Origin of the sequence: Streptomyces erythrochromogenes, from assembly GCF_036170895.1 — a bacterium.
Lineage (GTDB): Bacteria > Actinomycetota > Actinomycetes > Streptomycetales > Streptomycetaceae > Streptomyces > Streptomyces erythrochromogenes.
Map to the genome: position 1 here is coordinate 5,797,313 of NZ_CP108036.1, position 25,353 is coordinate 5,822,665.

A 25,353-nucleotide genomic window follows, 5' to 3' on the forward strand; every position below is an offset into this window, starting at 1 on the left:
GCGGATGTGAACACGACGGACGGTGCCGATGAGTCGAGCTGGGAACTCGACCCGGAGGACGAATCCGGGGCGGTCATCGCCACGGTGGGGCGCCAGCTGAAGATGTGGCGTGAGGCGGCGGGTTTTGACCGAACCAAATTCGGTGAGCGGATGGGATACGGGGCGAACCTGATCTACAAGATCGAGCGAGGGTCCCGTATTCCGCGTCCGGAGTTCCTGGACAAGGCGGACGAGGTCCTCGGGGCGGGCGGGAAAATCGCCGCGATGAAGGCCGATGTCGAAAGGGCCCGCTATCCCAAGAAGGTCCGGGATCTGGCCAGGTTGGAATCTGAGGCCGTGGAGATCGGGTCCTACGACAACGTCGTGGTGTCGGGTCTGCTCCAGACGGAGGAGTACGCCCGTGCCCTGTTCGGGCTGAGGCGCCCGGGGTTCTCGGAGGACGAGGTCGAACGCCTGGTGACTGCGAGGCTCGCCCGCCAGGAGGTCCTCCGGCGACATCCGGCCCCGCTCCTGACCGTCGTACAGGAAGAGGCTGTGCTCCGACGGCCCATCGGGGGCAAGATGGTGTTGCGCGGCCAGTTGGAACACCTGTTGGAGGTCGGTCGGCTGCGCACCGTGGAGATCCAGGTGATGCCCATCGCGGTCGAGGAGCATTCCGGGCTTGCCGCATCGTTCAAAGTCATGCGTCTCAGGGACGGAACGGCGGTCGGTCACAACGACGTTCAGCTGGCCAGCCGCCTGATCACCGAGCCCAAAGAGGTCCAGATCCTCGACATGCGCTATGGCATGATCCGGGCACAGGCGCTGACGCCTCGCGAATCGCTGACGTTCATCGAAAAAGTACTGGGGGAGACATGACCATCAAGCCGTCGGGCGAGAGCCTCTTCGCCCTCACGTGGGTCAAGAGCAGCTACAGCACGGCCGACGGGGCCGACTGCGTCGAGGTCGCTTGGACCAAGAGCAGCTACAGCACCAACGACGGGCCCGAGTGCGTCGAGGTCGCCCACACCCCCGGCACGGTCCTCGTCCGGGATTCCAAGCGTCCCGCAGGCGCCCGTCTCGCCGTCACCCCCGACGCCTGGGCCGGTTTCGTGGCGCACGCCACCGCGTGAGCGCACTCGACGAAGCCACCGAGGCCGTCTACCGATACCGGCGGCCCGATCCGTGGTGCTGGGAGGTCGTGGTCAAAGCCGTCTGCGACCGTACGCACACCAGCTGGGACGCCGATCACGCGGTGCTCCAGGCCGGCGGAGCCGTCGCCGCGGACGCCGACCTGATCGCCGGGTCCCTCGGCCACGGTTCCGCGTACAGCGACGAACTGCTCATGCTCGCCCTCGCCGGGATGGGCGACCTCCGTGCGCTGCCCGCCCTGCAGCGGCGTGCCGACGCCAACCGCCTCCCGTCCAGTCGTTCCCACGCACGCATCCTGGCTGCCCTGCCCGCAGTGGAGCTGCTCCCCGTGGTGCTGCCCGTCCTGCGGCAGAACCCGGTGCAGCACTACTCCTGCACGGCCCTCCTTGAACTCCTCGCTCTCTGGGGCCCGGCCTCCGCGTCCGCCGTGTCCGAGGTGATCCGGTTCCTGGGGACGGCCGACACCTACGACGCGATGCGCGTGCTCGGCCGGATCGGCCCGCCGGCCGTCGCCACGGCCGACCGGCTGGCCGCGTACGCCACTGGCCGGGGCCGCGGGGTCGGCGGCTCCTACCCGCGCCGCGCGGCCTGGGCGCACTGGAAGGTCACCGGGGACCCCGCCCTCGCCCTCGACGTGTGCGGGGCGGCCGTACGGTCCGGGACGGCGAGCCACGGCCTGCCGTTCCTCGCCGACCTCGGCCCGCTGGCCGCCGTACACACAACGCCCGTGCGCCGCCTGATGGAGTCGCCCGGAGCGTGGACCAGGACGTACGCCGCGCACGCGTACTGGCGGATCACCGGCGACCCGGAGCCGGCCGTGCCGGTGCTGCTGGCGGAGGTGGACCCGGCCTGGGACGGCGATCCCGCCCTACCGGTACGGGAGGCCGTCCGGATCCTGGGGGAGATCGGCGCCCCGGCCGTTTCGGGGGCGTCCCTGCTGCGCAGGATCCTCGCGCAGGAGGAACGGCTCAGCCGGCCCTGGCGCGGCGTACGGATCCTCGCCGATCAGGCGTACGCCCGCACGCTCACCGAAGCCCTGGACAGGATCGAGAGGTGCCGGGAGTGAATTTCACGGTGCGTCGCGCGGGCCCGGGCGACGGGGACGTCCTCGGCGAGATCCACGCCGCCGCCTGGGAGGCGGCGTACGCGCCCTTCTTCGATCCGGGGTTCGCCGCGGACGGGATCGCGAGCAGGCGCACCCGCTGGCACGCACGGCTCGCGGCGCAGGACTCCACGATCCTGCTGGCCGAAGGGGACGGCCGGCCGGTGGCCATGGCCGTCTTCCGCCCGTCCTCGACCAGGCCCCGGTTCGCCGAGATCCTCTCCTTCTACAGCCACCCCGACAGCTGGGGAACGGGCGCGGCCGCGGCCCTGATGACCGGGACGCTGGGGCACCTGAGCGCCGACGGTTTCACCCGCGCACACCTGTGGACCCTGCGCGACACGCCCCAGTCCCGCCGCTTCTACACCAAGGCCGGCTTCACCGAGAGCGGCTCCACCCGCACCTACGACTTCGGTGATGGCAACCCCCTCACCCAGGTCGAGTTCGAACGGGGGTGCTGAGGGCGGCGCGCCGAACTCCGGCGGAATCCGCCTGCCGTTCGCCCGGCGTACCCGCCGACGTCACATCCGGCTCCCTCTCCGGTCCTCCGGGGGCGCTGTTCTTGTGAGCGCTCCAACACCCGCGAACGAAGCAGAGGTCGTCACCCCATGGCAGAACTCAACCGTCGCCGCTTTCTCCAGCTCACCGGCGGCGCAGCCGCCCTGACCATGCTGGGCGAGAGCATCGCGCGCGCCGCCGCCATCCCCGCGCAGGGGACGACGGGCACCATCGCCGACGTCGAGCACATCGTGGTCCTGATGCAGGAGAACCGTTCCTTCGACCACTACTTCGGCGCCCTGCGCGGCGTCCGCGGCTTCGGCGACCCGCGTCCCGTGACCCTGCCGAGCGGCAAGTCCGTCTGGCACCAGGCCGACAACGCGGGCAAGGAGACGCTGCCCTTCCGCCCGCCGTCCGACGACCTCGGGATGGAGTACCTCCAGGGCCTCAACCACGACTGGGCCGGCGGACAGAGCGCCTTCAACAAGGGCAAGTACGACAACTGGGTGCCCGCCAAGACGCCCGCCACCATGGCCCACCTGACGCGCGAGGACATCCCCTTCCACTACGCCCTCGCCGACGCGTTCACCATCTGCGACGCCTACCACTGCTCGTTCATCGGCTCGACCGACCCCAACCGCTACTACCTCTGGTCCGGCCACACCGGCAACGACGGCAAGGGCGGCGGCCCGGTCCTCAACAACGCCGAGCTCGGCTACGACTGGACCACCTACCCCGAGCGCCTGGAGGCGGCCGGGATCTCCTGGAAGGTCTACCAGGACATCGGCGACGGTCTGGACGCCGCCGGCTCGTGGGGCTGGATCAACGACGCCTTCCGCGGCAACTACGGCGACAACTCGCTGCTCTACTTCAACAAGTACCGGGACGCCCGGCCCGGCGACCCGCTCCACGACAAGGCCCGCACCGGCACGAACGCCAAGGCCGGGGAGGGCTACTTCGACCGGCTGCGCGCGGACGTCGCCGCCGGCGCCCTGCCGCAGGTGTCCTGGATAGCCGCCCCCGAGGCGTTCAGCGAGCACTCGAACTGGCCCTCCAACTTCGGCGCCTGGTACATCGCGCAGGTGCTGGACGCGCTGACGTCCAACCCCGACGTGTGGGCCCGTACCGCCCTGTTCATCACCTACGACGAGAACGACGGCTTCTTCGACCACGTCGTCCCGCCGTACGCCCCGGCCGACGCGAACCAGGGCCTGTCGACCACGCCGACCGCCCTCGACGTCTTCCCCGGCAAGGCAGGCTACGTCGCCGGACCGTACGGGCTGGGTCCGCGCGTCCCGATGCTCGTCGTCTCGCCCTGGAGCACCGGCGGCTACTCCTGCTCCGAGACCTTCGACCACACCTCCGTCATCCGCTTCATGGAGAAGCGCTTCGGGGTGCAGGAGCCGAACATCTCGCCCTGGCGGCGCGCCGTCTGCGGCGACCTGACCTCGGCCTTCGACTTCGCACGCAAGGACACCTCCACGGGGTCGCTGCCCGACACCGGCCTGTGGGAGCCGCAGGACCGCGAGCGGCACCCCGACTTCCGGGCGACCCCGCCGGCCGTGGGGGCGATGCCGCGCCAGGAGAAGGGCCAGTGCCGCACCCGCCCGCTGAAGTACGCCCCGTACGTCGACGGTGCGGCCCTCACCGCCGAGGGCAAGTTCCGGCTGACCTTCAGCGGCGGCGCGGACCTGGGCGCGCAGTTCTACGTCACCTCCGCCAACCGCACCGACGCCCCCTGGACGTACACCACCGAGGCCGGCAAGTCGATCTCGGACACCTGGAACACCCGCTACTCGGCCGGCGTCACCGACCTGACCGTGCACGGCCCCAACGGCTTCCTGCGCGGCTTCCGCAACCCCGGCACCACCCCCGGCCCCGAGGTCACCGCCCGCCACAACGCCACCACGGGCAACCTGGACCTCACCCTCACCAATGCCGGGGCGTCGACGGCGACCCTCACGGTCACCAACGCCTACGGCGGAGGGGCCAAGCGCCTCACCGTCGCCAAGGGCGCCACCGTCACCCACAGCGTCTCCCTGAAGAACACGCGACGCTGGTACGACGTGAGCGTCACCTCGTCCGAGACCGCGGACTTCGGCCGCCGCTTCGCCGGGAAGGTGGAGACCGGTGCGGCCGGCCTCTCGGACCCGGCGATCCTGACGGACCAGTCCTCCTCCTGACGCGAGGGACGCGAGAGGCGCGAGAGACGCGAAAGCGCCCGTGTCCCGGAATTCCTCCGGGGCGCGGGCGCTCGGTGTACGGGGTCGGGCGGCTGCGCCCTAGCGGCGGGTGCGGACCCGGTTCAGGAGTTCCGACGCCGGGTGCGGGCCCGTGTGCTCGGGGTGGCGGGGCAGGCGGTGCGGCATCGAGCCGTACCAGGTGCGCGAGACGGCGTAGCCGAAGGCCAGGCAGATCATGCCGCCCACGGCGTCGAGCCAGAAGTGGTTGGCGGTGGCCACGATGACGATCAGGGTCGCCGTCGGGTAGAGCAGGCCCAGGATCCGGGCCCAGGGGGCCGAGGCGACCGCGAAGATCGTCAGCCCGCACCAGAGCGACCACCCTATGTGCATGGACGGCATCGCAGCGTACTGGTTCGACATGTGCTTGAGGTTGCCGGAGGCCATGGAGCCCCAGGTGTGGTGGACCAGCACGGTGTCGATGAAGTCCTGCCCGTTCATCAGCCGGGGCGGCGCGAGCGGGTAGAAGTAGTAGCCGACCAGGGCCACGCCGGTGGTGGCGAAGAGGACCAGGCGCGTGGCGGCGTACCGGCCGGGATGGAACCGGTAGATCCACACCAGCACGCCGATCGTCACGACGAAGTGCAGCGTGGCGTAGTAGTAGTTCATGCCCACTATCAGCCACGTCACGGAGTTGACGGCGTGGTTGACCGACTGCTCGACGGCGATGCCGAGGGTCTGCTCGACCCCCCAGATCCAGTCGGCGTTCGCGAGGGCGATCGACTTCTGCTCGGGCACGGCGTTGCGGATCAGCGAGTAGGTCCAGTAGCTGACCGCGATCAGCAGGATCTCGAACCAGATCCGCGGTCGGCGCGGGACGCGCAGCCGGGAGAGCAGGGCGCGGTCGGAACCCGGGCGGGTCTCGGTCTCGACCACTACGGGTGAGGAGACGTCCGTCCGGGTTTCCAGTGTCTTCACGCTCGATTCACCCATGGGGAGAGAGTCTGCCAGATGAGCTCTCGCCTCCGATCATCCCTCGGGACGGTCTTCGGCGCAGCCGCTCCGTCTCAAGTACGACTCGGGGTGCGCCGCTGTCCGGGGCCCGAGGCCGTGGAGCCGCGCACGACCAGTTCCGGCAGGAAGACGAATTCACTGTGGGGGGCCGGCGTACCGCCGATCTCCTCCAGCAGCGTCCGCACCGCCGCCTGCCCCATCGCCTGCACGGGCTGGCGGATCGTGGTCAGCGGCGGGTCGGTGAAGGCTATGAGCGGGGAGTCGTCGAAGCCGACGACCGAGACGTCCTGCGGCACCCGCAGGCCCTGCTGGCGGGCCGCCCGGATCGCGCCGAGCGCCATCATGTCGCTCGCGCACACCACGGCCGTGCAGCCGCGTGAGATCAGTGCGGACGCGGCGGCCTGGCCGCCCTCCAGGGAGTAGAGGGAGTGCTGGATCAGTTCCTCGATCTCGGCGTCGCCGAGTCCGAGCCGCTCCTTCATCCCGACCCGGAAGCCCTCGATCTTGCGCAGGACCGGTACGAACCGCTTCGGCCCGACCGCGAGGCCGATCCGGGTGTGCCCGAGCGCGGTGAGGTGGGTGACGGCGAGCTGCATGGCGGCGCGGTCGTCGGGGGAGACGAAGGGGGCCTGCACCTTGTCGGAGAAGCCGTTGATCAGGACGTAGGGGACGCCTTGGCCTCGGAGTTGGTCATAGCGGCCCATATCGGCCGTCGTGTCGGCGTGCAGGCCGGAGACGAAGATGATCCCGGAGACCCCGCGGTCGACGAGCATCTCGGTCAGCTCGTCCTCGGTGGACCCGCCGGGAGTCTGCGTGGCCAGCACGGGCGTGTACCCCTGGCGGGTCAGGGCCTGGCCGATGACCTGGGCGAGCGCCGGGAAGATGGGGTTGTCCAGCTCGGGCGTGATCAGTCCGACGAGGCCGGCGCTGCGCTGGCGCAGCCGTACGGGGCGCTCGTAGCCGAGGACGTCCAGCGCGGCCAGCACGGATTCGCGGGTGCCCGCGGCCACACCGGGCTTGCCGTTGAGCACGCGGCTGACTGTGGCTTCGCTGACCCCCGCCTGGGCTGCGATGTCGGCTAGCCGTGCGGTCACGGGATTGGACTGTACCGGCCGCCACGTCAAAATGCCCACCACGTGCACGAATCCGGGGGAAGACGGACGGTGCGGCCGTCCGTCTCCACGGGGGCGCTGGAGAGTACGGGACGACCGGGCGCGGGGAGTTCGACGGGGTCGGGGCGGGTGTTGAGGGTGCAGGCGAAGCCGGGGCGGGTGAAGAGGAGGACGCCGTCGGGGGAGGGGAGCCAGCGCATCCCGCGGGGGTCGGGGGACGGGCCGGCCCCGGGCGCGCCCAGTCCGGGCATGGCCCGGCGCAGTTCCAGGGCGGCGCGGTAGAGCTCCAGCGTGGAGTGCGGGTCGCCGGTCTGGGCGGCGACGCTGAGGCCGGCCCAGGCCGGGGGCTGCGGGAGCCAGCTGCCGGCCGGCCCGAAGCCGTAGGGGGGCTCCGGCCCGTCCCAGGGGATGGGGACGCGACAGCCGTCGCGCAGCCCGTCCTGCCCTTCCGCCTCCGGCGCGGCCAGCAGATCGGACCCGGACCCGCCCCCGCTCCCGGCCTCCGGCCCGCAGCCCACCCGGGCCTCCGGCCCGGCACCGGTCTCGGCCTGCGGCCGGGTCTGCCCTTCCGCCTCCGGCGCGGTCGGAGGATCGGGCACGGGCCAGGCGCCGGTGCCGGCCTGCGGCCCGCAGCACGCTTGGGCCTGCGGCCCGGCACCGGTCTCGGCCTGCGGCCGGGTGGGGGTGTGCGCCTGTGGCGCGGGCTGCGGTTCGGGCACGGGCCCGGTGCACGCCTCGGCCTCCGGCGCGGGCCCGCAGCACGCCGGGGCGGTGCCCGCCCCGGGCTCCCCGGCCTGCGGCCCGGTGCCGGTCTCGGCCTGCGGCCGGGCGGGGCCGTTCGCCTGCGGCGCGATGGGCAGTGTGGCCTGCGGCCGGCTGGCTGACCTGGCCTCCGGCCGGGTGGGACCGTGTGCCTGCGGCGTGGATAGCAGATCGGCCGCGGGCCCGGTGCCGGCCTCGGCCTGCGGCTGGGTGGGGGTGTGCGCCTGTGGCGCTGGGGGTTCGCCGTCGCGCGGGGCGATGACGGTCGGGGCGGGGGGAACCGCGGGCAGGGGGGTCTGCTGGCGGCGCCCGCGGCGGAAGGCCGGGTCTTGGCGGGATTCAGGGGGGAGGTCCGTGACCTCGGGGAGGCCGAGTTCCTCGCCCTGGTAGAGGTAGGCCGAGCCCGGGAGGGCCAGCATCAGCATGGCCGCGGCCCGGGCGCGGGCCAGGCCCTGGGTGCCGCCGCCGTAGCGGGTGACGTGGCGGACCACGTCGTGGTTCGACAGGACCCAGGTGGTGGGGGCGCCGACCGAGGTCGTGGCGGCCAGCGACTCGTCGATCACCGTCCGCATCGCCCCCGGATCCCACGGGCAGTTAAGGAACCGGAAGTTGAACGCCTGGTGGAGCTCGTCCGGCCGGACGTACAGGGCGAGCCGCTCCGAGGACGGGGCCCAGGCCTCGGCGACCCCGATGCGCTGCCCCTCGTAGGAGTCGAGGAGGCGCCGCCACGAGCGGTGGATCTCGTGCACCCCGTCCTGGTCGAAGAACGGCAGCGGCTCCGCGCCGATGAGCGTGGCCTGGGCGCCGCGGCCGATGTCCGGCAGGCCGTCGGCCTTGACCATGCCGTGGGCGACGTCGATGCGGAAGCCGTCGACGCCCAGGTCGAGCCAGAAGCGCAGGACCGAGTCGAACTCCGCCGTGACCTCCGGGTGGGTCCAGTCGAGGTCCGGCTGTTCCGGGGCGAAGAGGTGCAGGTACCACTCGCCGTCCGCGACCCGGGTCCAGGCCGGGCCGCCGAAGATCGACTCCCAGTCGTTCGGCGGGAGGCTCCCGTCCGTTCCCCGCCCCCGGCGGAAGAGGTAGCGCTCCCGGGCCCCCGGCTCCCCGGCGAGCGCGGCCCGGAACCACGGGTGCTGCTCGGAGGTGTGGTTCGGCACGACGTCCACGATGACCCGCAGCCCGAGCCCGTGCGCGGCCCGGACGAGCTCGTCGGCGTCGGCGAGGTCGCCGAAGAGCGGGTCGACGGCCCGGTAGTCGGCGACGTCGTAGCCGCCGTCCGCCTGCGGGGAGACGTAGAAGGGGGTGAGCCAGACGGCGTCGACCCCGAGGCGGGCGAGGTGGGGGAGGCGGGAGCGGACGCCGCGCAGATCGCCGATCCCGTCGCCGTCGCTGTCGGCGAAGGAGCGTACGTACACCTGGTAGATGACGGCATCGCGCCACCAGTCACCGCTTGCGGTCGTGGTGTTGCTGTAAGCGCTTGCAAGGCCGACGGCCGTCGACTCGTGGGTCATATCGGGGTCAACGCCGCGAGATGCCCCCTGGTTGCGGGCCCGGGCAGTCGAAGACGACTCGAACTAACAGCAAGCTGCGGCAACCGTACGGACACACGGATGTAACGATCCCCTCCGCTTGCAGAAAGTTTGCGCAAGGCCTTTCGGTCCTCTTTCAGTCTTGTTACGTTCCTGGCAACTCGGGACCGCGAGGGCGCGGCCGGGATCATCGAAGGAGTTCATATGCGGCGTGGCATAGCGGCCACCGCGCTGGTCGCGGCCCTGGCGCTCGCGGCGACGGCTTGCGGCGGTGAAGACAAGGGCGACGGCGGGACCGACGCCGGCGGCGAGCTTTCCGGCACGGTCACGTGGTGGGACACCGCGAACGACGCCGAGAAGGCCAGCTTCCAGAAGATCGCCGAGGCGTTCACCGCGAAGCACCCGAAGGTGACCGTCAAGTACGTCAACGTCCCGTACGGCGACGCGCAGAACAAGGTCAAGAACGCCTTCAGCAGCGGTTCCGACGCGCCTGACGTCATCCGCGCCGACGTCGGCTGGGTCGCGGACTTCGCCTCCCTCGGCTACCTCGACGAGGTCCCGGCGGACATGGCGAAGAAGGTCGACAGCGAGTTCCTGCCGCAGGCTGCGGCCAGCGGCAAGTACGAGGGCAAGACCTACGCCGTGCCGCAGGTCATCGACACCCTCGGCCTCTTCTACAACAAGAAGATGCTCGCCGACGCCGGCGTCCAGCCCCCCAAGACGCTGGCCGAGCTGAAGACCGCCGCCGAGGCGATCAAGGCGAAGACCGGCAAGGCCGCTCTCTACCTGCGCGGCGACGACTCCTACTGGTTCCTCCCGCTGATCTACGGCGAGGGCGGCGACCTCGTCGACGCGAAGAACAAGACGGTCACCGTCGACAACGAGGCGGGCGTCAAGGCCTTCAAGACCGCCCGCGACCTGGTCGCCTCGGGTGCGGCGATCACCAACGCCACCGACGGCTACGCCAACATGCAGACGGCCTTCAAGACCGGCGAGGCCGCCATGATGATCAACGGTCCGTGGGCCGTCGCCGACACCTACGCCGGCGACCAGTTCAAGGACAAGGCCAACCTCGGCATCGCCGCCGTCCCGGCCGGCTCGGCCAAGGCCGGTGCCCCGCAGGGCGGCCACGACCTCGGCGTCTACGCCGGCTCGAAGAACCGCGCCGCCGCGCACGCCTTCGTCGAGTACATGACCTCGCAGGAGGTCCAGGTCCAGTCCGCCAAGGAGCTGAGCCTGCTGCCGACCCGTACCGCCGCCTACGAGCAGCCGGACGTCAAGAGCAGCGAGATGGTCGCGTTCTTCAAGCCGGCCGTGGACAAGGCCGTCGAGCGCGCCTGGATCCCGGAGAACGGCTCCCTCTTCGAGCCGCTGAAGGTCGAATACACCAAGGCGATCACCGGAGCGTCGAGCCCGGAGGACGCGGCCAAGGCGGCCGGCATCGAGTTCCGCAAGATCCTCAAGGGCTGGAAGTAACGAAACGATGGCTGCTGACACCAGCCAGTCTGTGGTGAAGGCCGCGGACGACGGAGTCGGGAACGACTCCGCCGTCCGCGGCCGGAGCCGCTGGACTGACAGCGGGAACACAGGGAACACCCGGAACACCCGGAACGCAGGTGGCCTGAGGCGCGCCCTCGCCACCCACTGGTACGCCTGGGCCATGGTCGCCCCGGTGGTGCTCGTCCTCGGCGTGATCATCGGCTGGCCGCTGGTGCGCGGCGTCTACCTGTCGCTGACCGACGCCAACGAGCGCAACGTCGCCCGTGACATCGGCGCCCGCCACATCGACGCCACGTACGAGTTCATCGGACTCGACAACTACACGGCGGTGCTCGGCGACCCGGTGTTCCTGCAGCGGCTGGTGTGGACGGTGGTCTGGACCGTCGCGTGCGTGTCCATCACGTTCGTACTCGGACTGACCCTCGCCAACATGCTGAACCGGCAGTTCCGGGGCCGCGCCGCCTACCGGATGGCGCTCATCCTGCCCTGGGCCGTGCCCGGCTTCGTCTCCGTCTTCGCCTGGCGGTTCCTCTTCAACCGCGACAACGGCATCCTCAACAAGGTCCTCGACGGCGGCGGCATCGCCGCCGTGCCGTGGCTCGACGACCCGACCTGGGCCAAGTTCTCGGTCATCGCCGTCAACGTCTGGCTGGGCATCCCCTTCATGATGGTCGCCCTCCTCGGCGGCCTGCAGTCCATCCCCGGCGAGCTCTACGAAGCCGCCGAGATGGACGGCGCCAGCGCCTGGCAGCGCTTCCGCCACATCACGATGCCCGGGCTGCGCACGGTCAGCATGACGGTGATCCTGCTCTCCACCATCTGGACCTTCAACATGTTCCCGGTGATCTTCCTGCTCACGCGGGGCGGACCGGGAGACTCCACCGAAATCCTGGTGACCCAGGCCTTCCGGGAGGCCTTCATCACGAGCCCGCGCGACTTCGCCGTCTCCGCGACGTGGGGCGTACTGATCCTCCTGCTGCTCATGATCTTCGCGCTGGTCTACCGGCGCTCGCTGCGCAAGCAGGGAGAGGTGTGGTGACCATGACCAGCACGCGTACCCGGGGCAGCCGTTCCCCGCTCGCCTCCGTCGGCCTGCACGCGACCCTCGTCGTCGCGTCCGTCATCGCCGTCTTCCCGGTCCTGTGGATCCTGCTGACCTCGCTCAAGCCCGCGCAGCACGCGATCACCACGGACTTCGTCAAGGAACCCACGCTCAGCAACTACACGTACCTGCTGGAGTCGAGCCACTTCCTCGACTGGTTCCTCAACTCCGTCCTGGTCGCCGGCGTCACCACCGTCCTCGGTGTCTTCATCGCCGCCACCACCGGATACGCGGTCAGCCGGTTCAAGTTCCCCGGCATGAAGCCGCTGATGTGGACCCTGCTCATCACGCAGATGTTCCCGATGGCCATCCTGATCGTCCCGCTCTACAACCTGATGGGACAGCTCGGGCTGCTCAACCAGCCCGTCGGCCTGATCATCACGTACCTCACCATCGCCGTGCCGTTCTGCGCATGGATGATGAAGGGCTTCTTCGACACCATCCCGGTGGAGATCGACGAATCCGGCCGCGTCGACGGACTCAACCCCTTCGGCACCTTCTGGCGGCTGATCCTCCCGCTCGCCAAGCCCGGCCTCGCCGTCACCGGCTTCTACGCCTTCATCACCGCCTGGGGCGAGGTCGCGTACGCCTCCGCCTTCATGGTCGGCGACGAGAACCTGACCCTGGCCGGCGGCCTCCAGACCTTCGTCACCCAGTACACCTCCAACTGGGGTGCGATGAGCGCCGCCTCGGTCCTCATCGCCATCCCCGCGGCGATCTTCTTCGTTTTCGCCCAGCGTCACCTCGTCGCCGGGATGACGGCAGGCGCCACCAAGGGCTGACCACCCGAGCCTGCCGTTCCCCTTCCGGCCCGATCTCTCCAAGGACGACATGACCCAGCACCTCGCCGACGCACTTCCCACCACCACCGGCACCACGCCCGGCTGGTGGAGAGACGCGGTGATCTACCAGGTCTATCCGCGCAGCTTCGCCGACTCCAACGGGGACGGCATGGGGGACCTCGAAGGCATCCGCAGCCGCCTGCCCTACCTCAAGGAGCTGGGCGTCGACGCCGTCTGGCTCAGCCCCTTCTACGCCTCCCCGCAGGCCGACGCCGGCTACGACGTCGCCGACTACCGGGCCATCGACCCCATGTTCGGCACCCTGCACGACGCCGACGCCGTGATCCGCGAGGCGCACGGCCTGGGCCTGCGCATCATCGTCGACCTCGTCCCGAACCACTGTTCCGACCAGCACGAATGGTTCAAGCAGGCGCTGCGCGAAGGCCCCGGTTCCCGGCTGCGGGAGCGCTTCCACTTCCGTCCCGGCAAGGGCGAGGACGGCGAACTGCCGCCCAACGACTGGGAGTCGATCTTCGGCGGCCCGGCCTGGACCCGGGTCGCGGACGGCGAGTGGTACCTGCACCTCTTCGCGCCCGAGCAGCCCGACTTCAACTGGGACCACCCGGCCGTCAGGGACGAGTTCCGCTCCATCCTGCGCTTCTGGCTCGACCTCGGCGCCGACGGCTTCCGCGTCGACGTCGCCCACGGCCTGGTCAAGGCCCCCGGCCTGCCGGACCTCGGCGCCCGGGACCAGCTCAAGCTGCTCGGCAACGACGTCATGCCCTTCTTCGACCAGGACGGCGTCCACGAGATATACCGCTCCTGGCGCCGCATCCTCGACGAGTACGAGGGCGACCGCGTCCTGGTCGCCGAGGCCTGGACCCCCACCGTCGAGCGCACCGCCCGCTACGTCCGCCCCGACGAGATGCAGCAGGCGTTCAACTTCCAGTACCTGACCAGCGACTGGGAGGCGACCGCGCTCCGCGAGGTCATCGACGGCTCGCTGGCCGCGATGCGCCCCGTCGGCGCCCCCACCACCTGGGTGCTGTCCAACCACGACGTCACCCGGCACGCCACCCGCTTCGCCAACCCCGCCGGCCTCGGCACCCAGCTGCGCGAGCCCGGAGACCGCGAGCTCGGTCTGCGGCGGGCCCGCGCGGCGAGCCTGCTGATGCTGGCGCTGCCCGGTTCGGCGTACGTCTACCAGGGCGAGGAGCTCGGCCTGCCCGACGTCACCGACCTGCCCGACGAGGTCCGCCAGGACCCGTCGTTCTTCCGGGCGGCGGGGCAGGACGGCTTCCGCGACGGCTGCCGGGTCCCCATCCCGTGGTCGGGCACCGAGGCCCCGTACGGCTTCGGCACCGGCGGCAGCTGGCTCCCGCAGCCCGACTCCTGGGCGGAGCTGAGCGTGGAGGCGCAGACCGGCGACCCGTCCTCCACCCTGGAGCTGTACCGGGCCGCCCTGCGGCTGCGCCGCGAGCGCCCGGACCTGGGCGCGGGCGAGTCCGTGGACTGGCAGGAGGCACCGGAGGGCGTGCTGGTCTTCCGGCGCGGGGACTTCCTGTGCACCGCCAACACCACGGGTGCGGCGGTACGGCTCCCCGTCACCGGCGAGGTGCTGCTGTCCAGCGGTGCGACGGTCGAGGACGGCGTGCTGCCGGCCGACACCACGGTGTGGTGGCAGGTGACGGCGGGGTGACCTCCCCCCTCCGGCTGACGGACATCGCCGCGCAGGCCCAGGTCAGCGAGGCGACGGTCAGCCGTGTGCTCAACGGCAAGGCGGGCGTCGCGGCCGGTACCCGGCACAAGGTGCTGGCCGCGATGGACCTGCTCGGCTACGAGCGGCCCGTGCGGCTCAAGCGCCGCAGCAACGGCCTCGTCGGCCTGCTGATCCCGGAGCTCACCAACCCGATCTTCCCGGCGTTCGCGCAGGTCATCGAGCAGGCCCTGGCCGGGCACGGGTACACGCCGGTGCTGTGCACGCAGACGCCCGGCGGGGCCACCGAGGACGAGCTGGTCGAGCAGCTGGAGGAGCGGGGGGTCACCGGCATAGTCTTCCTGTCCGGGCTGCACGCCGATTCCCACGCCGATCCGGCCCGCTACCAGCGCCTCGCCTCCCGCGGGCTGCCGTTCGTGATGATCAACGGCTTCAACGAGCACGTGAACGCCCCCTTCATCTCCCCGGACGACCGCGCGGCCGCCGAGATGGCCGTACGGCACCTGCAGGACCTCGGGCACGAACGCATCGGGCTGGCCATCGGGCCGACCCGGTACGTGCCCTCGGCCCGCAAGGAGCAGGGCTTCCGGTCCGTCGTGCCGGACGCGGAGGTCGAGGGGCGGATCCAGCGCACCCTCTTCACGGTCGAGGGCGGCCACGCCGCGGGCGGCGCCCTCCTCGACCGCGGCTGCACGGGCATCGTGTGCGGCAGCGACCCGATGGCGCTCGGGGTGATACGGGCCGTGCGTGAACGGGGTCTGCGGGTACCGCAGGACGTGTCGGTCGTCGGCTTCGACGACTCGCCGCTGATCGCGTTCACGGACCCGCCGCTCACGACCGTCCGCCAGCCGGTACGGGCGATGGCGACGGCGGCGGTGGGCGCCCTCCTGGAGGCGGTGTCCGGAACCCCGGTCCAGCGCACGGAGTACGTCTTCCAGCCGGAACTGGTGGTGCGAGGGTCGACGGGGCAGGTGCCTTAGGGGCGGGGCGGGGTTCCAGCCCCCTCGGCCCCCAAGGCGGGCCGGTGGTTGCCCACCCACCTCCAGGGCCGTGACCTCCCCGGCCGGGAGCGCGAGCCGACGAGCGCGGTGAGGCCGCGGGGCTTTCGGCGGACCGGGATCGCAAGCGTGCGGGGCGGTGCGGGTCGGCGGTGTTTCGGCGGGGCGGGATCAGGGATGTGCTGGGGGTTTCCCGTCAGTCCCATCGTCTCTCCGGTTCGTGCCGGTCCCTCAAGGGCGCTCCTTCGTCGCGTCGCTTCGCGATGGCCTGCGGCCACCCTTGACCGCCCGTCCCGCCCCGGACATACGAGGACAGCCGGGAAGCCCCCAAAGGAACGGGCCGGTCTCAGATTTCAGGAACGGGGCGTCGGAGGGGCCCGGGCGGGAGCCCGGAGCGCCCCAAATCGCTACGCGCTCCTGTCGGATGGCGTCAGCCAGCCTCTTGGGCTGGGCATAGGCCGCCTCACATCGCTACGCGCTCCTCACGGCTCGGCGTCCGCAGGCCCCTGTGGCTGGACATAGGCCGCCATCGATCGCTACGCGCTTCTCCGAGACCGCGTCCGCCCCTCGTTCGGGGCTGGGAGGGGCGGTTTTGGGGGGCGGGAGGGCGATCCATCGGCTGAGCCGATGCCAACCCCCATCAAGGGCGAGGTGGCATCACAGCCGCCCGCCCAAACAGGGGCGATTGGGGCAATCGGACGGCTCTCCGAGGCCTCCATCCACCCACACCTGGATTGGCATCGCCTCGGCCGTCCTCTGACGCTTTTCCTCCCCCCCAATCGCCCTCGGACGCCCTCCATGAGGAGCGAATCGGGCCTCTGCGGCTTATGGCCAGCCCCAGACGGTCTGCAGACGCGTGATCGAGGAGCGCGTAGCGATCGATGGCGGCCTATGTCCAGCCCCTGACGGCTCGCGGACGCCTTCGGGCAGGAGCGCGTAGCGATTTGAGGCGCTCCGGGCTCCTGCCCGGGCCTCTCCGACGCCCTGATGGTCTCTTGTCGCCCGGCCCGTTCCTTTGGGGGGTTCCCGGCTGTCCTCGTATTTCCGGGGCGGGACGGGCGGTCAAGGGTGGAGCGCAGCGACATCGCGAAGCGACGCGACCGAAGGGAGCGCCCTTGAGGGACCGGCGCGAACCGGAGAGACGATGGGACTGACGGGAAACCCCCAAGACAGCTCTGATGCCGCCCCGCACAGACCCCGCTCCCCCATACCGACCCGCACGCTTCCGATCCCGCCCCACCGCCCCACCGCCACCCCGCCCCACCGCCACCCCGTCCCGCCCCCACCCCACCCCCCGTGAACTCGCCCTGTGGGGGCCCGAGTCCATCGGTGGGGTGAGAGGACACGCCTCGGAAACAATTCTGCAATCTCTTGCGCAAAGTCTTGCAGGGCTTCTACCTGGCACCTACGGTCGCTCCAATCCCCACGTCTTCCGCCAGGAGGCCCCCGCATGCCTGCCAGAGCTGTCAGAGCTGCAACTCTTTTCACCGCCACCGCACTTGCTGCCGCCACGCTCACCGCCATCGCGCCGCAGGCCGCCGCCACGCCCCCCGGCGAGAAGGACGTGACCGCCGTCCTCTTCGAGTGGCGCTTCGCCTCCGTCGCCAAGGCCTGCACCGATTCCCTCGGACCCGCCGGGTACGGGTACGTGCAGGTCTCGCCCCCGCAGGAGCACGTGCAGGGCAGCCAGTGGTGGACCTCGTACCAGCCCGTCAGCTACAAGATCGCCGGTCGGCTCGGGGACCGGGCCGCCTTCCAGGCGATGGTCGGCGCCTGTCACGCCGCGGGCGTGAAGGTCGTCGTCGACTCCGTCATCAACCACATGGCGGGTCCGGCGGACGCAGGCGCCACCCTCACCGGGACGGGGGGTTCTTCGTACACGAAGTACACCTACCCGGGGATCTATTCGGGCGCCGACATGGACGATTGCCGGGCGACGATCTCCAACTACCAGGACCGCGGCAACGTCCAGAACTGCGAGCTCGTCCAGCTCGCGGACCTGGACACGGGTGAGGACTACGTGCGCGGCCGGATCGCCGGCTACCTCAACGACCTGCTCTCGCTGGGCGTCGACGGCTTCCGCATCGACGCCGCCAAGCACATGCCCGCCGCCGACCTCGCCAACATCAAGTCCCGGCTGACGAACCCCGGGGTCTACTGGAAGCAGGAGGCGATATTCGGGGCGGGGGAGGCCGTCTCGCCGAGCGAGTACCTCGGCAACGGCGATGTGCAGGAGTTCCGCTACGCGCGGGACCTCAAGCGCGTCTTCCAGAGCGAGAACCTGGCCCACCTGAAGAACTTCGGCGAGGCGTGGGGCTACATGCCCTCCGCGCAGAGCGGCGTCTTCGTCGACAACCACGACACCGAGCGCGTCGGCGACACGCTCACCTACAAGGACGGGTCCGCCTACACCCTCGCCAGTGTGTTCGCCCTGGCCTGGCCGTACGGGTCGCCCGACGTGCACTCCGGCTACGAGTGGACGGACAAGGACGCCGGCCCGCCGAACGGCGGCACGGTCAACGCCTGTTACTCGGACGGCTGGAAGTGCCAGCACGCCTGGCGGGAGATCTCCTCCATGGTCGGCTTCCGGAACGCGGCGCGCGGTCAGGGCGTCGTGAACTGGTGGGACAACGGCGGCGACCAGATCGCCTTCGGGCGCGGCTCCAAGGCCTACGTCGTGATCAACCACGAGGGCTCGTCCCTGACCCGGACCTTCCAGACCTCGCTCCCGGCCGGCGACTACTGCGACGTGCAGAGCGGGCGCACCGTGACCGTCGGCTCCGGCGGACAGTTCACCGCCACGCTCGGCGCCGGGACCGCCCTCGCCCTGCACGTGAACGCCCGTACCTGCTCGGGCACCCCGGCGGGCTCCGGCGGGGCGGCCTTCGCCGTCAACGCCACCACCGTGCCGGGACAGAACATCTACGTCACCGGTGACCGCGCCGAGCTCGGCAACTGGAACACCGGCAGCGCGCTGAAGCTCGACCCGGCGGCCTACCCCGTCTGGAAGCTCGACGTCACCCTCCCGGCCGGCACGTCCTTCGCGTACAAGTACATCCGCAAGGACGCCTCCGGGAACGTCACCTGGGAGAGCGGCGCCAACCGTACGGCCACCGTCCCCGCGAGCGGCAAGGTCACGCTGAGCGACACCTGGCGCAGCTGAGCCGCCGCCCCACAGACCAGGGCCGCCCGGCACCACCTTCCCCGCCCCCCGCCGGGCGGCCCTCATCCATGCGACACGTACACAAGGAGACCCGCCTTGATACGCCCTGCCGCAGGAGTGCTCGCCGCCGCGCTGGCCGTGACGCTCCTGCCCGCCCTCCCCGCCGCGGCCGCCGAGGCCAAGGCGCCCGCCCCGCCCTCGGACGCGAAACTGGCCGCCGAACCGGCCCGCAACGACCTGACCCGCGAGCAGTTCTACTTCGTGCTCCCGGACCGGTTCGCGAACGGTGATCCGGGCAACGACCGGGGCGGGCTGACCGGCTCCCGCCTGGAGACCGGCCTGGACCCCACCGACAAGGGCTTCTACCAGGGCGGCGACCTCAAGGGGCTCACCGACCGGCTCGACTACATCAAGGGGCTCGGCACCACGGCCATCTGGATGGCGCCGATCTTCAAGAACCAGCCGGTGCAGGGCAAGGGGGACGACGTCTCCGCCGGCTACCACGGCTACTGGATCACCGACTTCACCCAGGTCGACCCGCACTTCGGCACCAACGCGGACCTGGAGCGGCTGATCGACAAGGCGCACGCGAAGGGGATGAAGGTCTTCTTCGACGTCATCACCAACCACACCGCCGATGTCGTGGACTACCGGGAGGCCTCGTACTCGTACCTGTCGAAGGGGGCGTTCCCCTATCTGACGAAGGACGGGGTGCCGTTCGACGACAAGGACTACGCCGACGGGAAGGGGAAGTTCCCGAAGGTGGACGGGGAGTCCTTCCCGAGGACCCCGTTCGTGCCGGACGCGAAGAAGAACCTGAAGGTGCCGGGCTGGCTCAACGACCCGACGATGTACCACAACCGGGGTGACTCCACCTTCGCCGGCGAGTCCTCCGAGCAGGGCGACTTCTTCGGCCTGGACGACCTGTGGACGGAGCGTCCCGAGGTCGTCAGCGGGATGGAGAAGATCTACGAGAAGTGGGTCAAGGACTTCAAGATCGACGGCTTCCGCATCGACACGGTCAAGCACGTCAACACGGAGTTCTGGACGCAGTGGGCGACGGCCCTCGACGACTACGCGGCCAAGCGCGGGCGCGACGACTTCTTCATGTTCGGCGAGGTCTACTCCGCCGACACCGCAGTCACCTCCCCCTACGTGACGCGCGGGAAGCTCGACGCCACCCTCGACTTCCCGCTCCAGGACGCGATCCGCGCGTACGCCTCCCAGGGCGCGGCGGCCTCCCGGCTGGGCTGCGTCCTCGCCGACGACTACCGCTACACCTCCGGCAAGGCCAACGCCTACGAGCAGGTGACCTTCCTCGGCAACCACGACATGGGCCGCTTCGGGACCTTCCTGAAGCAGGACCGGCCGGGCGCCGCCGAGCAGGAGCTGCTGGGCCGCTACCGGCTCGCCAACGAGTTGATGTTCTTCTCCCGCGGCAACCCGGTGATCTACTCCGGTGACGAGCAGGGCTACACCGGCGCGGGCGGCGACAAGGACGCACGTCAGCCGCTGTTCGCGTCGAAGACCGCCGACTACCTGGACGACGACCAGCTGGGAACGGCGCGCACGCACGCCAGCGACGCCTACGATCCGGAGCACCCTCTCTACAAGGAGATCAGTGCTCTCTCGAAGCTGACGAAGGCCCACCCGGCACTGCGCGACGGCATTCAGAGTGAACGATTCTCCGACGGCTCCGTCTACGCCTTCGCCCGTACCGACGCCCGCACCCGCACCGAGTACCTGGTCGCAGCCAACAACGCCGCCGAGTCCCGCACCGTGGAGATCGACGCCCCGGCCGGCACCCAGTACCGCACCCTGTACGGCGGCTCCGCGCTGATCCGCGCCTCCGCCGCGGGCAAGCTGACGGTCGTCGTCCCCGCCCTCGGCTCGGTGGTCCTGAAGGCCGTCGCCCCGCTCGCCGCCCCCACCGCCAAGCCCGCGCTGGCCCTCAAGGCCCCGGCCCCCGGCGCCACCGGCACCGTCGAGCTGTCCGCGGACGTCAGCGGCGGCGGCCTGAACCGGGTCGTCTTCGCCGCCCAGACCGGCAACGAGAAGTGGCAGGTCCTCGGCTCCGCCGACCACGCCCCCTACAAGGTCACCCAGCACATCGACGCCAAGACCCCCGCCGGGACCGCCCTGCGCTACAAGGCGGTCGTCGTCGACTCCGCCGGCCGCACCGCGAGCGCACTCGCCGGGTCCGTCACCGGTCAGGCCCCGCCCGTCGAGGCGCCCACCGCCACCCAGCGCGACTACGCGGTCGTCCACTACAACCGCCCCGACGGCGACTACACCGACTGGCGGCTCTACGCCTGGGGCGACATCGCCGAGGGCGAGGCCACGCCGTGGCCTGCCGGCCACGCCTTCACCGGACGCGACGCCTACGGCGCCTTCGCCCACGTCAAGCTCAAGCCCGGTGCCTCCTCCGTCGGTTACCTCGTCATCGACAAGGACGGCAACAAGGACGTCGCCGCCGACCGCACCATCGACGTGACGAAGACCGGAGAGATCTGGCTGGAGCAGGGCAAGGAGCCCGCCCGCACCGACCGCCCCGCGTACCCGCCGCAGGACCAGGGCAAGGCCGTCCTGCACTACCAGCGCCCCGACGGCGCGTACGACGGCTGGGGCCTGCACGTGTGGACCGGGGCAGCGACCCCGACCGACTGGTCCAAGCCGCTGCTCCCGACCCGCACCGACTCCTACGGAGCGGTCTACGAGGTCCCGCTCGCCGCCGGCGCCACCAGCCTCAGCTACATCCTGCACAAGGGCGACGAGAAGGACCTGCCCACCGACCAGTCCCTCGACCTGAAGGCCACCGGCCACGAGGTGTGGATGCTCGGCGGCCAGGAGAAGTACCTCCTGCCCCAGCCCGCAGGCTCCTCCGCCGCCCTCGACCTCACCAAGTCCCAGGCGGTGTGGCTCGACCGCGACACCGTCGCCTGGAACGCCCCCGCTGCCGCCGCCTCCGCCCAGCTCCTCGCCTCCCGCGAAGGCGCCGTCAAGGCCGAGAACGGCACCCTGACCGGCCCGGCCCAGTGGCTGCGCCTCGGCCGCTCCGAGCTGACCGCCGCCCAGAAGCAGAAGTTCCCGCACCTGGCCGCGTACGCCGCGTTCACCGTGGACCCGCGCGACCGGGACCGCGTACGGGAGGCCCTGCGCGGCCAGCTCGTCGCCTCCGCCCGCGCCGCGAACGGCGCCGTGCTCGCCGCCACCGGCGTGCAGCTCGCCGGCGTCCTCGACGACCTGTACGCGACGACCGCCGCCCTGGGCCCGGTCTTCAAGGACGGCCGTCCCACCCTCTCCGTCTGGGCCCCCACCGCCCAGCAGGTGTCCCTCGAACTCGACGGCCGCACCGTCGCCATGCGCCGCGACGACGCCACCGGCGTCTGGTCGGTGCGCGGCGAGCGCTCCTGGAGCGGGAAGCCGTACCGCTACGCGGTGACCGTCTGGGCCCCCAGCACCCGCCAGGTGGTGCGCAACCTCGTCACCGACCCCTATTCCACCGCCCTGACGGCCGACTCCACCCACAGCCTGGCCGTGGACCTGGCCGACCCCAAGCTTGCGCCGCCCGGCTGGAAGCAGCTGCGCAAGCCCGCGGCCGTCCCCTTCACCTCCGCGCAGATCCAGGAGCTGCACATCCGCGACTTCTCCGTCGCGGACCGCACCAGCGGCCACCCCGGCCAGTACCTGGCCTTCACCGACACCGCCTCGGCGGGCATGCGGCACCTGCGCGACCTGGCCGCCGCCGGCACCTCGTACGTCCACCTCCTGCCCGCCTTCGACATCGGCACCATCCCGGAGAAGGCCGCGGACCGCACCGAGCCCGCCTGCGACCTCACGGTGTACGCGCCGGACTCGCAGGAGCAGCAGGCGTGCGTGGCGGCGGCCGCCGCGAAGGACTCCTACAACTGGGGCTACGACCCGCTGCACTACACCGTCCCCGAGGGCAGCTACGCCAGCGACCCGAACGGCACCGCCCGCACCGTCGAGTTCCGCAGGATGGTCCAGTCCCTGAACGGGTCCGGGCTGCGCACGGTGATGGACGTCGTCTACAACCACACGGTCGCCGCCGGGCAGTCGGACAAGTCGGTCCTCGACCGGATCGTCCCCGGCTACTACCAGCGCCTGCTGGCCGACGGCAGCGTCGCCACCTCCACCTGCTGCGCCAACACCGCCCCCGAGAACGCCATGATGGGCCGCCTCGTCGTGGACTCCGTCGTCACCTGGGCGAAGGAGTACAAGGTCGACGGCTTCCGCTTCGACCTGATGGGCCACCACCCGAAGGCCAACATCCTGGCGGTTCGCGCCGCGCTGGACGCCCTGACGCCCGCCAAGGACGGCGTGGACGGCAAGAAGATCGTCCTCTACGGGGAGGGCTGGAACTTCGGTGAGATCGCCGACGACGCCCGCTTCGTCCAGGCCACGCAGAAGAACATGGCCGGGACCGGCATCGCCACCTTCTCCGACCGGGCGCGCGACGCGGTCCGCGGCGGCGGCCCCTTCGACGAGGACCCGCGCGTCCAGGGCTTCGCTTCGGGCCTGTTCACCGAGCCCAACGGCTCGCCCGCCAACGGCACCCCGGCCGAGCAGAGGGCCCGCCTCCTGCACGCCCAGGACCTGATCAAGGTCGGCCTCTCCGGCAACCTCGCCTCGTACGCCTTCACCGACACCTCCGGGCGCCGCGTCAAGGGCTCCGAGGTGGACTACAACGGCTCCCCGGCCGGCTACGCGGCCGCCCCCGGCGACGCCCTCGCCTACGCGGACGCCCACGACAACGAGACCCTCGCCGACGCCCTGACCTTCAAGCTCCCGCCCGCCACCGCCAACCGCGACAAGGCCCGCATGCAGGTGCTGGCCATGGCGACGGCCACCCTCTCCCAGGGCCCGGCGCTCTCCCAGGCCGGCACCGACCTGCTGCGCTCCAAGTCCCTGGACCGCAACTCCTACGACAGCGGCGACTGGTTCAACGCCATCCAGTGGGACTGCCGCGCCGGCAACGGCTTCGGCCGCGGCCTGCCCCCGGCCGCCGACAACGCCCCGAAGTGGCCCTACGCGAAGCCCCTGCTGACGGGACCGGCGCCCACCTGCACCGACATCACCGCCACCGCGGCGGCCCACCGCGACCTGCTGAAGATCCGCACCACCGAGCCGGAGTTCGCCCTCACCACGGCCGAGGCCGTCCAGTCCCGCATGGGCTTCCCGCTCTCGGGCCGGGAGGAGACCCCGGGCGTGATCACCATGACCCTGGGCGACCTGGTGGTGGTCTTCAACGCCACCCCCACCGCCCAGCCCCAGCGCGTCACCGCCCTCGCGGGTACCGCCTACCGCCTGCACCCGGTGCAGGCGGCGGGCTCCGACGCCACGGTCAAGCAGTCCGCCTACGACGTGACGACAGGAGAGTTCACCGTCCCCGCCCGCACCGTCTCCGTCTTCACACGACGGTGAGCCGGTCGAGCCGCTTCTCCAGCAGGATCACCCCGTAGGTCCTGCCGTCCTCCCCCCGCTTGTCGGGGAGTTCCCCGACCACCCGGTAGCCCGCGTCCACGTAGTACGCGAGCAGCCGGGGGTTGGTGGAGACGCAGTCCAGTCGTGCCCGCTCCCGCCCGGTCCTGGCCGTCCGCCGCTCGGCATGTTCGAGCAGCCGGCGGCCGGCCCCGGCGGGGGCGGACTCGCGCGACACCATCAGCCGGTGCACGTAGCCCGCCACGGGCGGCTGGATCCCCCAGGCCTCCTCGTCGGACCACCACAACTCGTAGGCCCCGCACACCCGGCCGTCGGCGTCGCCGGCGAGCCACACCTCTCCGTCGTGCATCTTCGACCGGAAGTGCGCGGCGTCCTTGTCGCCGGGCTTCCACTGCTCGATCCCGTGCTTCTGCATCCAGCGGGCGGCCTCGTCGTACAGCCGCACCAGCGTCCCGGCGTCCTTCTCCACGGCCGGCCGGAACAAGATCCCGTCGTCAATGATCACGCGGGCATTATCGGGGATCGCCGCCGGTTGTGATCATGGGAGGGCGCGGTTTGCGCGCCCTGTCACAAAGCGGGGGCCGCGTCGCCCGGAACGAGCCCGACCAGCCGCCCGACCAGGTCCCCGAAGGGCCCGTCGGCGGGCTCGCCGGCCAGGATCCGGACGAGGATCCCCGCCATCTCCGCGTCGTACGCGGCGCTCACCGCGGCCAGCGCCGCGAAGTCGTGCACCAGCTGCAGCTCCAGCTCGCCCCGCGGGATCCTGCGCCCGTCCAGCCAGATCAGCGCGGTGGACTCGGCGAGCGAGACCCAGGAGCGCACCACCAGCTCCAGCCGGGCCGGCACCTCGTCGAGCCCGATCCCCAGGTGCGTGAGGATCTGCTCGTACGCCGCCTGCCGGACCTCGTCGATCATCGCGTTGGCGCGGCTGCTACCGGCCGCCGGACCGCCCCGCATCAGAGCCGAGAAGCCCGGCCCGTGGTCCTCGACGAAGGCGAAGAACCGCCCCATCACCCGCAGCAGGCGCGCCCCGAGCGGCCCTTCGTGCGGCTCCACGAACCGCAGCGCCAGCTCGTCGGCGGCCCGCCGCAGCGCCGCCTCGTACAGGCTGAGCTTGCCGGGGAAGTAGTGGTAGACCAGCGGCCGGGATATCCCCGCGGCCGCCGCGATCTCGTCGATCGACACGTCGTCGGGGGACCGGTGGCTGAACAGCTCCAGGGCAACCCCGATCAGCTGTTGCCGCCGCTCCTCGACACCCATCCTGCGCCGTACTCCGGTCGTCATGCGGACACCCTACTGG

At 71.1% G+C, this 25,353-nt stretch carries 17 protein-coding genes; 12 read left to right on the top strand and 5 right to left on the bottom strand.

Annotated elements, in window-relative coordinates; all coding sequences use genetic code 11:
- Positions 1–6 precede the first annotated feature (6 nt).
- The 5 genes from OHA91_RS26540 (at position 7) to OHA91_RS26560 (ending at position 4,914) form a co-directional block, all read left to right on the top strand.
- Positions 7–858: a helix-turn-helix domain-containing protein gene (locus OHA91_RS26540; protein WP_328740163.1), complete on the top strand. Its 852-nt coding sequence runs from the start codon at positions 7–9 to the stop codon at positions 856–858.
- Positions 855–1,112 carry a DUF397 domain-containing protein gene (locus OHA91_RS26545; protein ID WP_031146260.1) on the top strand — a complete coding sequence of 86 codons (258 nt, stop codon included), beginning with the start codon at positions 855–857 and terminating at the stop codon, positions 1,110–1,112. Before OHA91_RS26540 ends, OHA91_RS26545 begins: the two co-directional genes overlap by 4 nt.
- Positions 1,109–2,197 (top strand): hypothetical protein, encoded by a 1,089-nt coding sequence (locus OHA91_RS26550; RefSeq protein WP_328740164.1) that lies wholly within the window; start codon positions 1,109–1,111, stop codon positions 2,195–2,197. The genes OHA91_RS26545 and OHA91_RS26550 overlap by 4 nt, the downstream gene beginning before the upstream one ends.
- Positions 2,194–2,694, top strand: a complete 501-nt coding sequence (locus tag OHA91_RS26555; RefSeq protein WP_328740165.1) for a GNAT family N-acetyltransferase — start codon at positions 2,194–2,196, stop codon at positions 2,692–2,694. The genes OHA91_RS26550 and OHA91_RS26555 overlap by 4 nt, the downstream gene beginning before the upstream one ends.
- Positions 2,695–2,841: 147 nt before the next feature.
- Complete coding sequence (locus tag OHA91_RS26560; protein ID WP_266501865.1) at positions 2,842–4,914, top strand: phosphocholine-specific phospholipase C; 2,073 nt, start codon at positions 2,842–2,844, stop codon at positions 4,912–4,914.
- A gap of 99 nt (positions 4,915–5,013) precedes the next feature.
- On the opposite strand, the gene OHA91_RS26565 is transcribed toward OHA91_RS26560, so the two are convergent.
- The 3 genes from OHA91_RS26565 to OHA91_RS26575 all read right to left on the bottom strand — a co-directional run bounded on the left by OHA91_RS26565 (position 5,014) and on the right by OHA91_RS26575 (position 9,310).
- Positions 5,014–5,904, bottom strand: a complete 891-nt coding sequence (locus tag OHA91_RS26565) for a phosphatase PAP2 family protein (protein ID WP_078959048.1) — start codon at positions 5,902–5,904, stop codon at positions 5,014–5,016.
- A 74-nt stretch (positions 5,905–5,978) separates the two neighbouring features.
- Positions 5,979–7,019: a LacI family DNA-binding transcriptional regulator gene (locus tag OHA91_RS26570; RefSeq protein ID WP_031146274.1), complete on the bottom strand. Its 1,041-nt coding sequence runs from the start codon at positions 7,017–7,019 to the stop codon at positions 5,979–5,981.
- A gap of 26 nt (positions 7,020–7,045) precedes the next feature.
- Positions 7,046–9,310 (bottom strand): alpha-amylase family glycosyl hydrolase, encoded by a 2,265-nt coding sequence (locus OHA91_RS26575; protein ID WP_328740166.1) that lies wholly within the window; start codon positions 9,308–9,310, stop codon positions 7,046–7,048.
- Positions 9,311–9,532: 222 nt separating this feature from the next.
- Here OHA91_RS26575 and OHA91_RS26580 point away from each other — a divergent pair, with 222 nt between their 5' ends.
- From OHA91_RS26580 to pulA, 7 genes are all read left to right on the top strand, one after another.
- Positions 9,533–10,804, top strand: coding sequence for an extracellular solute-binding protein (locus tag OHA91_RS26580; protein WP_031146278.1), 1,272 nt, complete (start codon positions 9,533–9,535; stop codon positions 10,802–10,804).
- A gap of 7 nt (positions 10,805–10,811) precedes the next feature.
- Entirely contained in the window at positions 10,812–11,867 is a 1,056-nt protein-coding gene (locus OHA91_RS26585) for a carbohydrate ABC transporter permease (RefSeq protein WP_136230600.1), read from the top strand.
- A 2-nt stretch (positions 11,868–11,869) separates the two neighbouring features.
- The gene (locus tag OHA91_RS26590) at positions 11,870–12,712 is read left to right on the top strand and encodes a sugar ABC transporter permease (RefSeq protein ID WP_030659138.1); all 843 of its coding nucleotides are present in this window, start codon (positions 11,870–11,872) and stop codon (positions 12,710–12,712) included.
- 49 nt (positions 12,713–12,761) lie between these two features.
- Positions 12,762–14,411: a glycoside hydrolase family 13 protein gene (locus OHA91_RS26595; protein ID WP_031146283.1), complete on the top strand. Its 1,650-nt coding sequence runs from the start codon at positions 12,762–12,764 to the stop codon at positions 14,409–14,411.
- On the top strand, positions 14,408–15,409 hold the full coding sequence (locus OHA91_RS26600) for a LacI family DNA-binding transcriptional regulator (protein WP_245239977.1): 1,002 nt from the start codon (positions 14,408–14,410) through the stop codon (positions 15,407–15,409). The genes OHA91_RS26595 and OHA91_RS26600 overlap by 4 nt, the downstream gene beginning before the upstream one ends.
- 1,468 nt (positions 15,410–16,877) lie before the next feature.
- On the top strand, positions 16,878–18,590 hold the full coding sequence (locus OHA91_RS26605) for a carbohydrate-binding module family 20 domain-containing protein (RefSeq protein ID WP_328740169.1): 1,713 nt from the start codon (positions 16,878–16,880) through the stop codon (positions 18,588–18,590).
- Positions 18,591–18,686: 96 nt separating this feature from the next.
- Positions 18,687–24,035 (top strand): pullulanase-type alpha-1,6-glucosidase, encoded by a 5,349-nt coding sequence (pulA, locus tag OHA91_RS26610; RefSeq protein ID WP_408059187.1) that lies wholly within the window; start codon positions 18,687–18,689, stop codon positions 24,033–24,035.
- Here the strand turns inward: pulA and OHA91_RS26615 are convergent.
- Positions 24,022–24,558 (bottom strand): GNAT family N-acetyltransferase, encoded by a 537-nt coding sequence (locus tag OHA91_RS26615; RefSeq protein WP_031153201.1) that lies wholly within the window; start codon positions 24,556–24,558, stop codon positions 24,022–24,024. The two genes, pulA and OHA91_RS26615, sit on opposite strands and share 14 nt — an antisense overlap.
- A 62-nt stretch (positions 24,559–24,620) precedes the next feature.
- Positions 24,621–25,337, bottom strand: coding sequence for a TetR/AcrR family transcriptional regulator (locus tag OHA91_RS26620; protein ID WP_031153199.1), 717 nt, complete (start codon positions 25,335–25,337; stop codon positions 24,621–24,623).
- Positions 25,338–25,353: the final 16 nt, after the last annotated feature.

Bases quoted from the DNA above. Each gene is read 5' to 3' on its own strand.
- OHA91_RS26565 (WP_078959048.1), bottom strand. From the start codon at position 5,904: ATGGGTGAATCGAGCGTGAAGACACTGGAAACCCGGACGGACGTCTCC.
- OHA91_RS26595 (WP_031146283.1), top strand. From the start codon at position 12,762: ATGACCCAGCACCTCGCCGACGCACTTCCCACCACCACCGGCACCACG.
- OHA91_RS26560 (WP_266501865.1), top strand. From the start codon at position 2,842: ATGGCAGAACTCAACCGTCGCCGCTTTCTCCAGCTCACCGGCGGCGCA.
- OHA91_RS26545 (WP_031146260.1), top strand. From the start codon at position 855: ATGACCATCAAGCCGTCGGGCGAGAGCCTCTTCGCCCTCACGTGGGTC.
- OHA91_RS26605 (WP_328740169.1), top strand. From the start codon at position 16,878: ATGCCTGCCAGAGCTGTCAGAGCTGCAACTCTTTTCACCGCCACCGCA.
- OHA91_RS26580 (WP_031146278.1), top strand. From the start codon at position 9,533: ATGCGGCGTGGCATAGCGGCCACCGCGCTGGTCGCGGCCCTGGCGCTC.
- OHA91_RS26590 (WP_030659138.1), top strand. From the start codon at position 11,870: ATGACCAGCACGCGTACCCGGGGCAGCCGTTCCCCGCTCGCCTCCGTC.
- OHA91_RS26575 (WP_328740166.1), bottom strand. From the start codon at position 9,310: ATGACCCACGAGTCGACGGCCGTCGGCCTTGCAAGCGCTTACAGCAAC.
- OHA91_RS26620 (WP_031153199.1), bottom strand. From the start codon at position 25,337: ATGACGACCGGAGTACGGCGCAGGATGGGTGTCGAGGAGCGGCGGCAA.
- OHA91_RS26585 (WP_136230600.1), top strand. From the start codon at position 10,812: ATGGCTGCTGACACCAGCCAGTCTGTGGTGAAGGCCGCGGACGACGGA.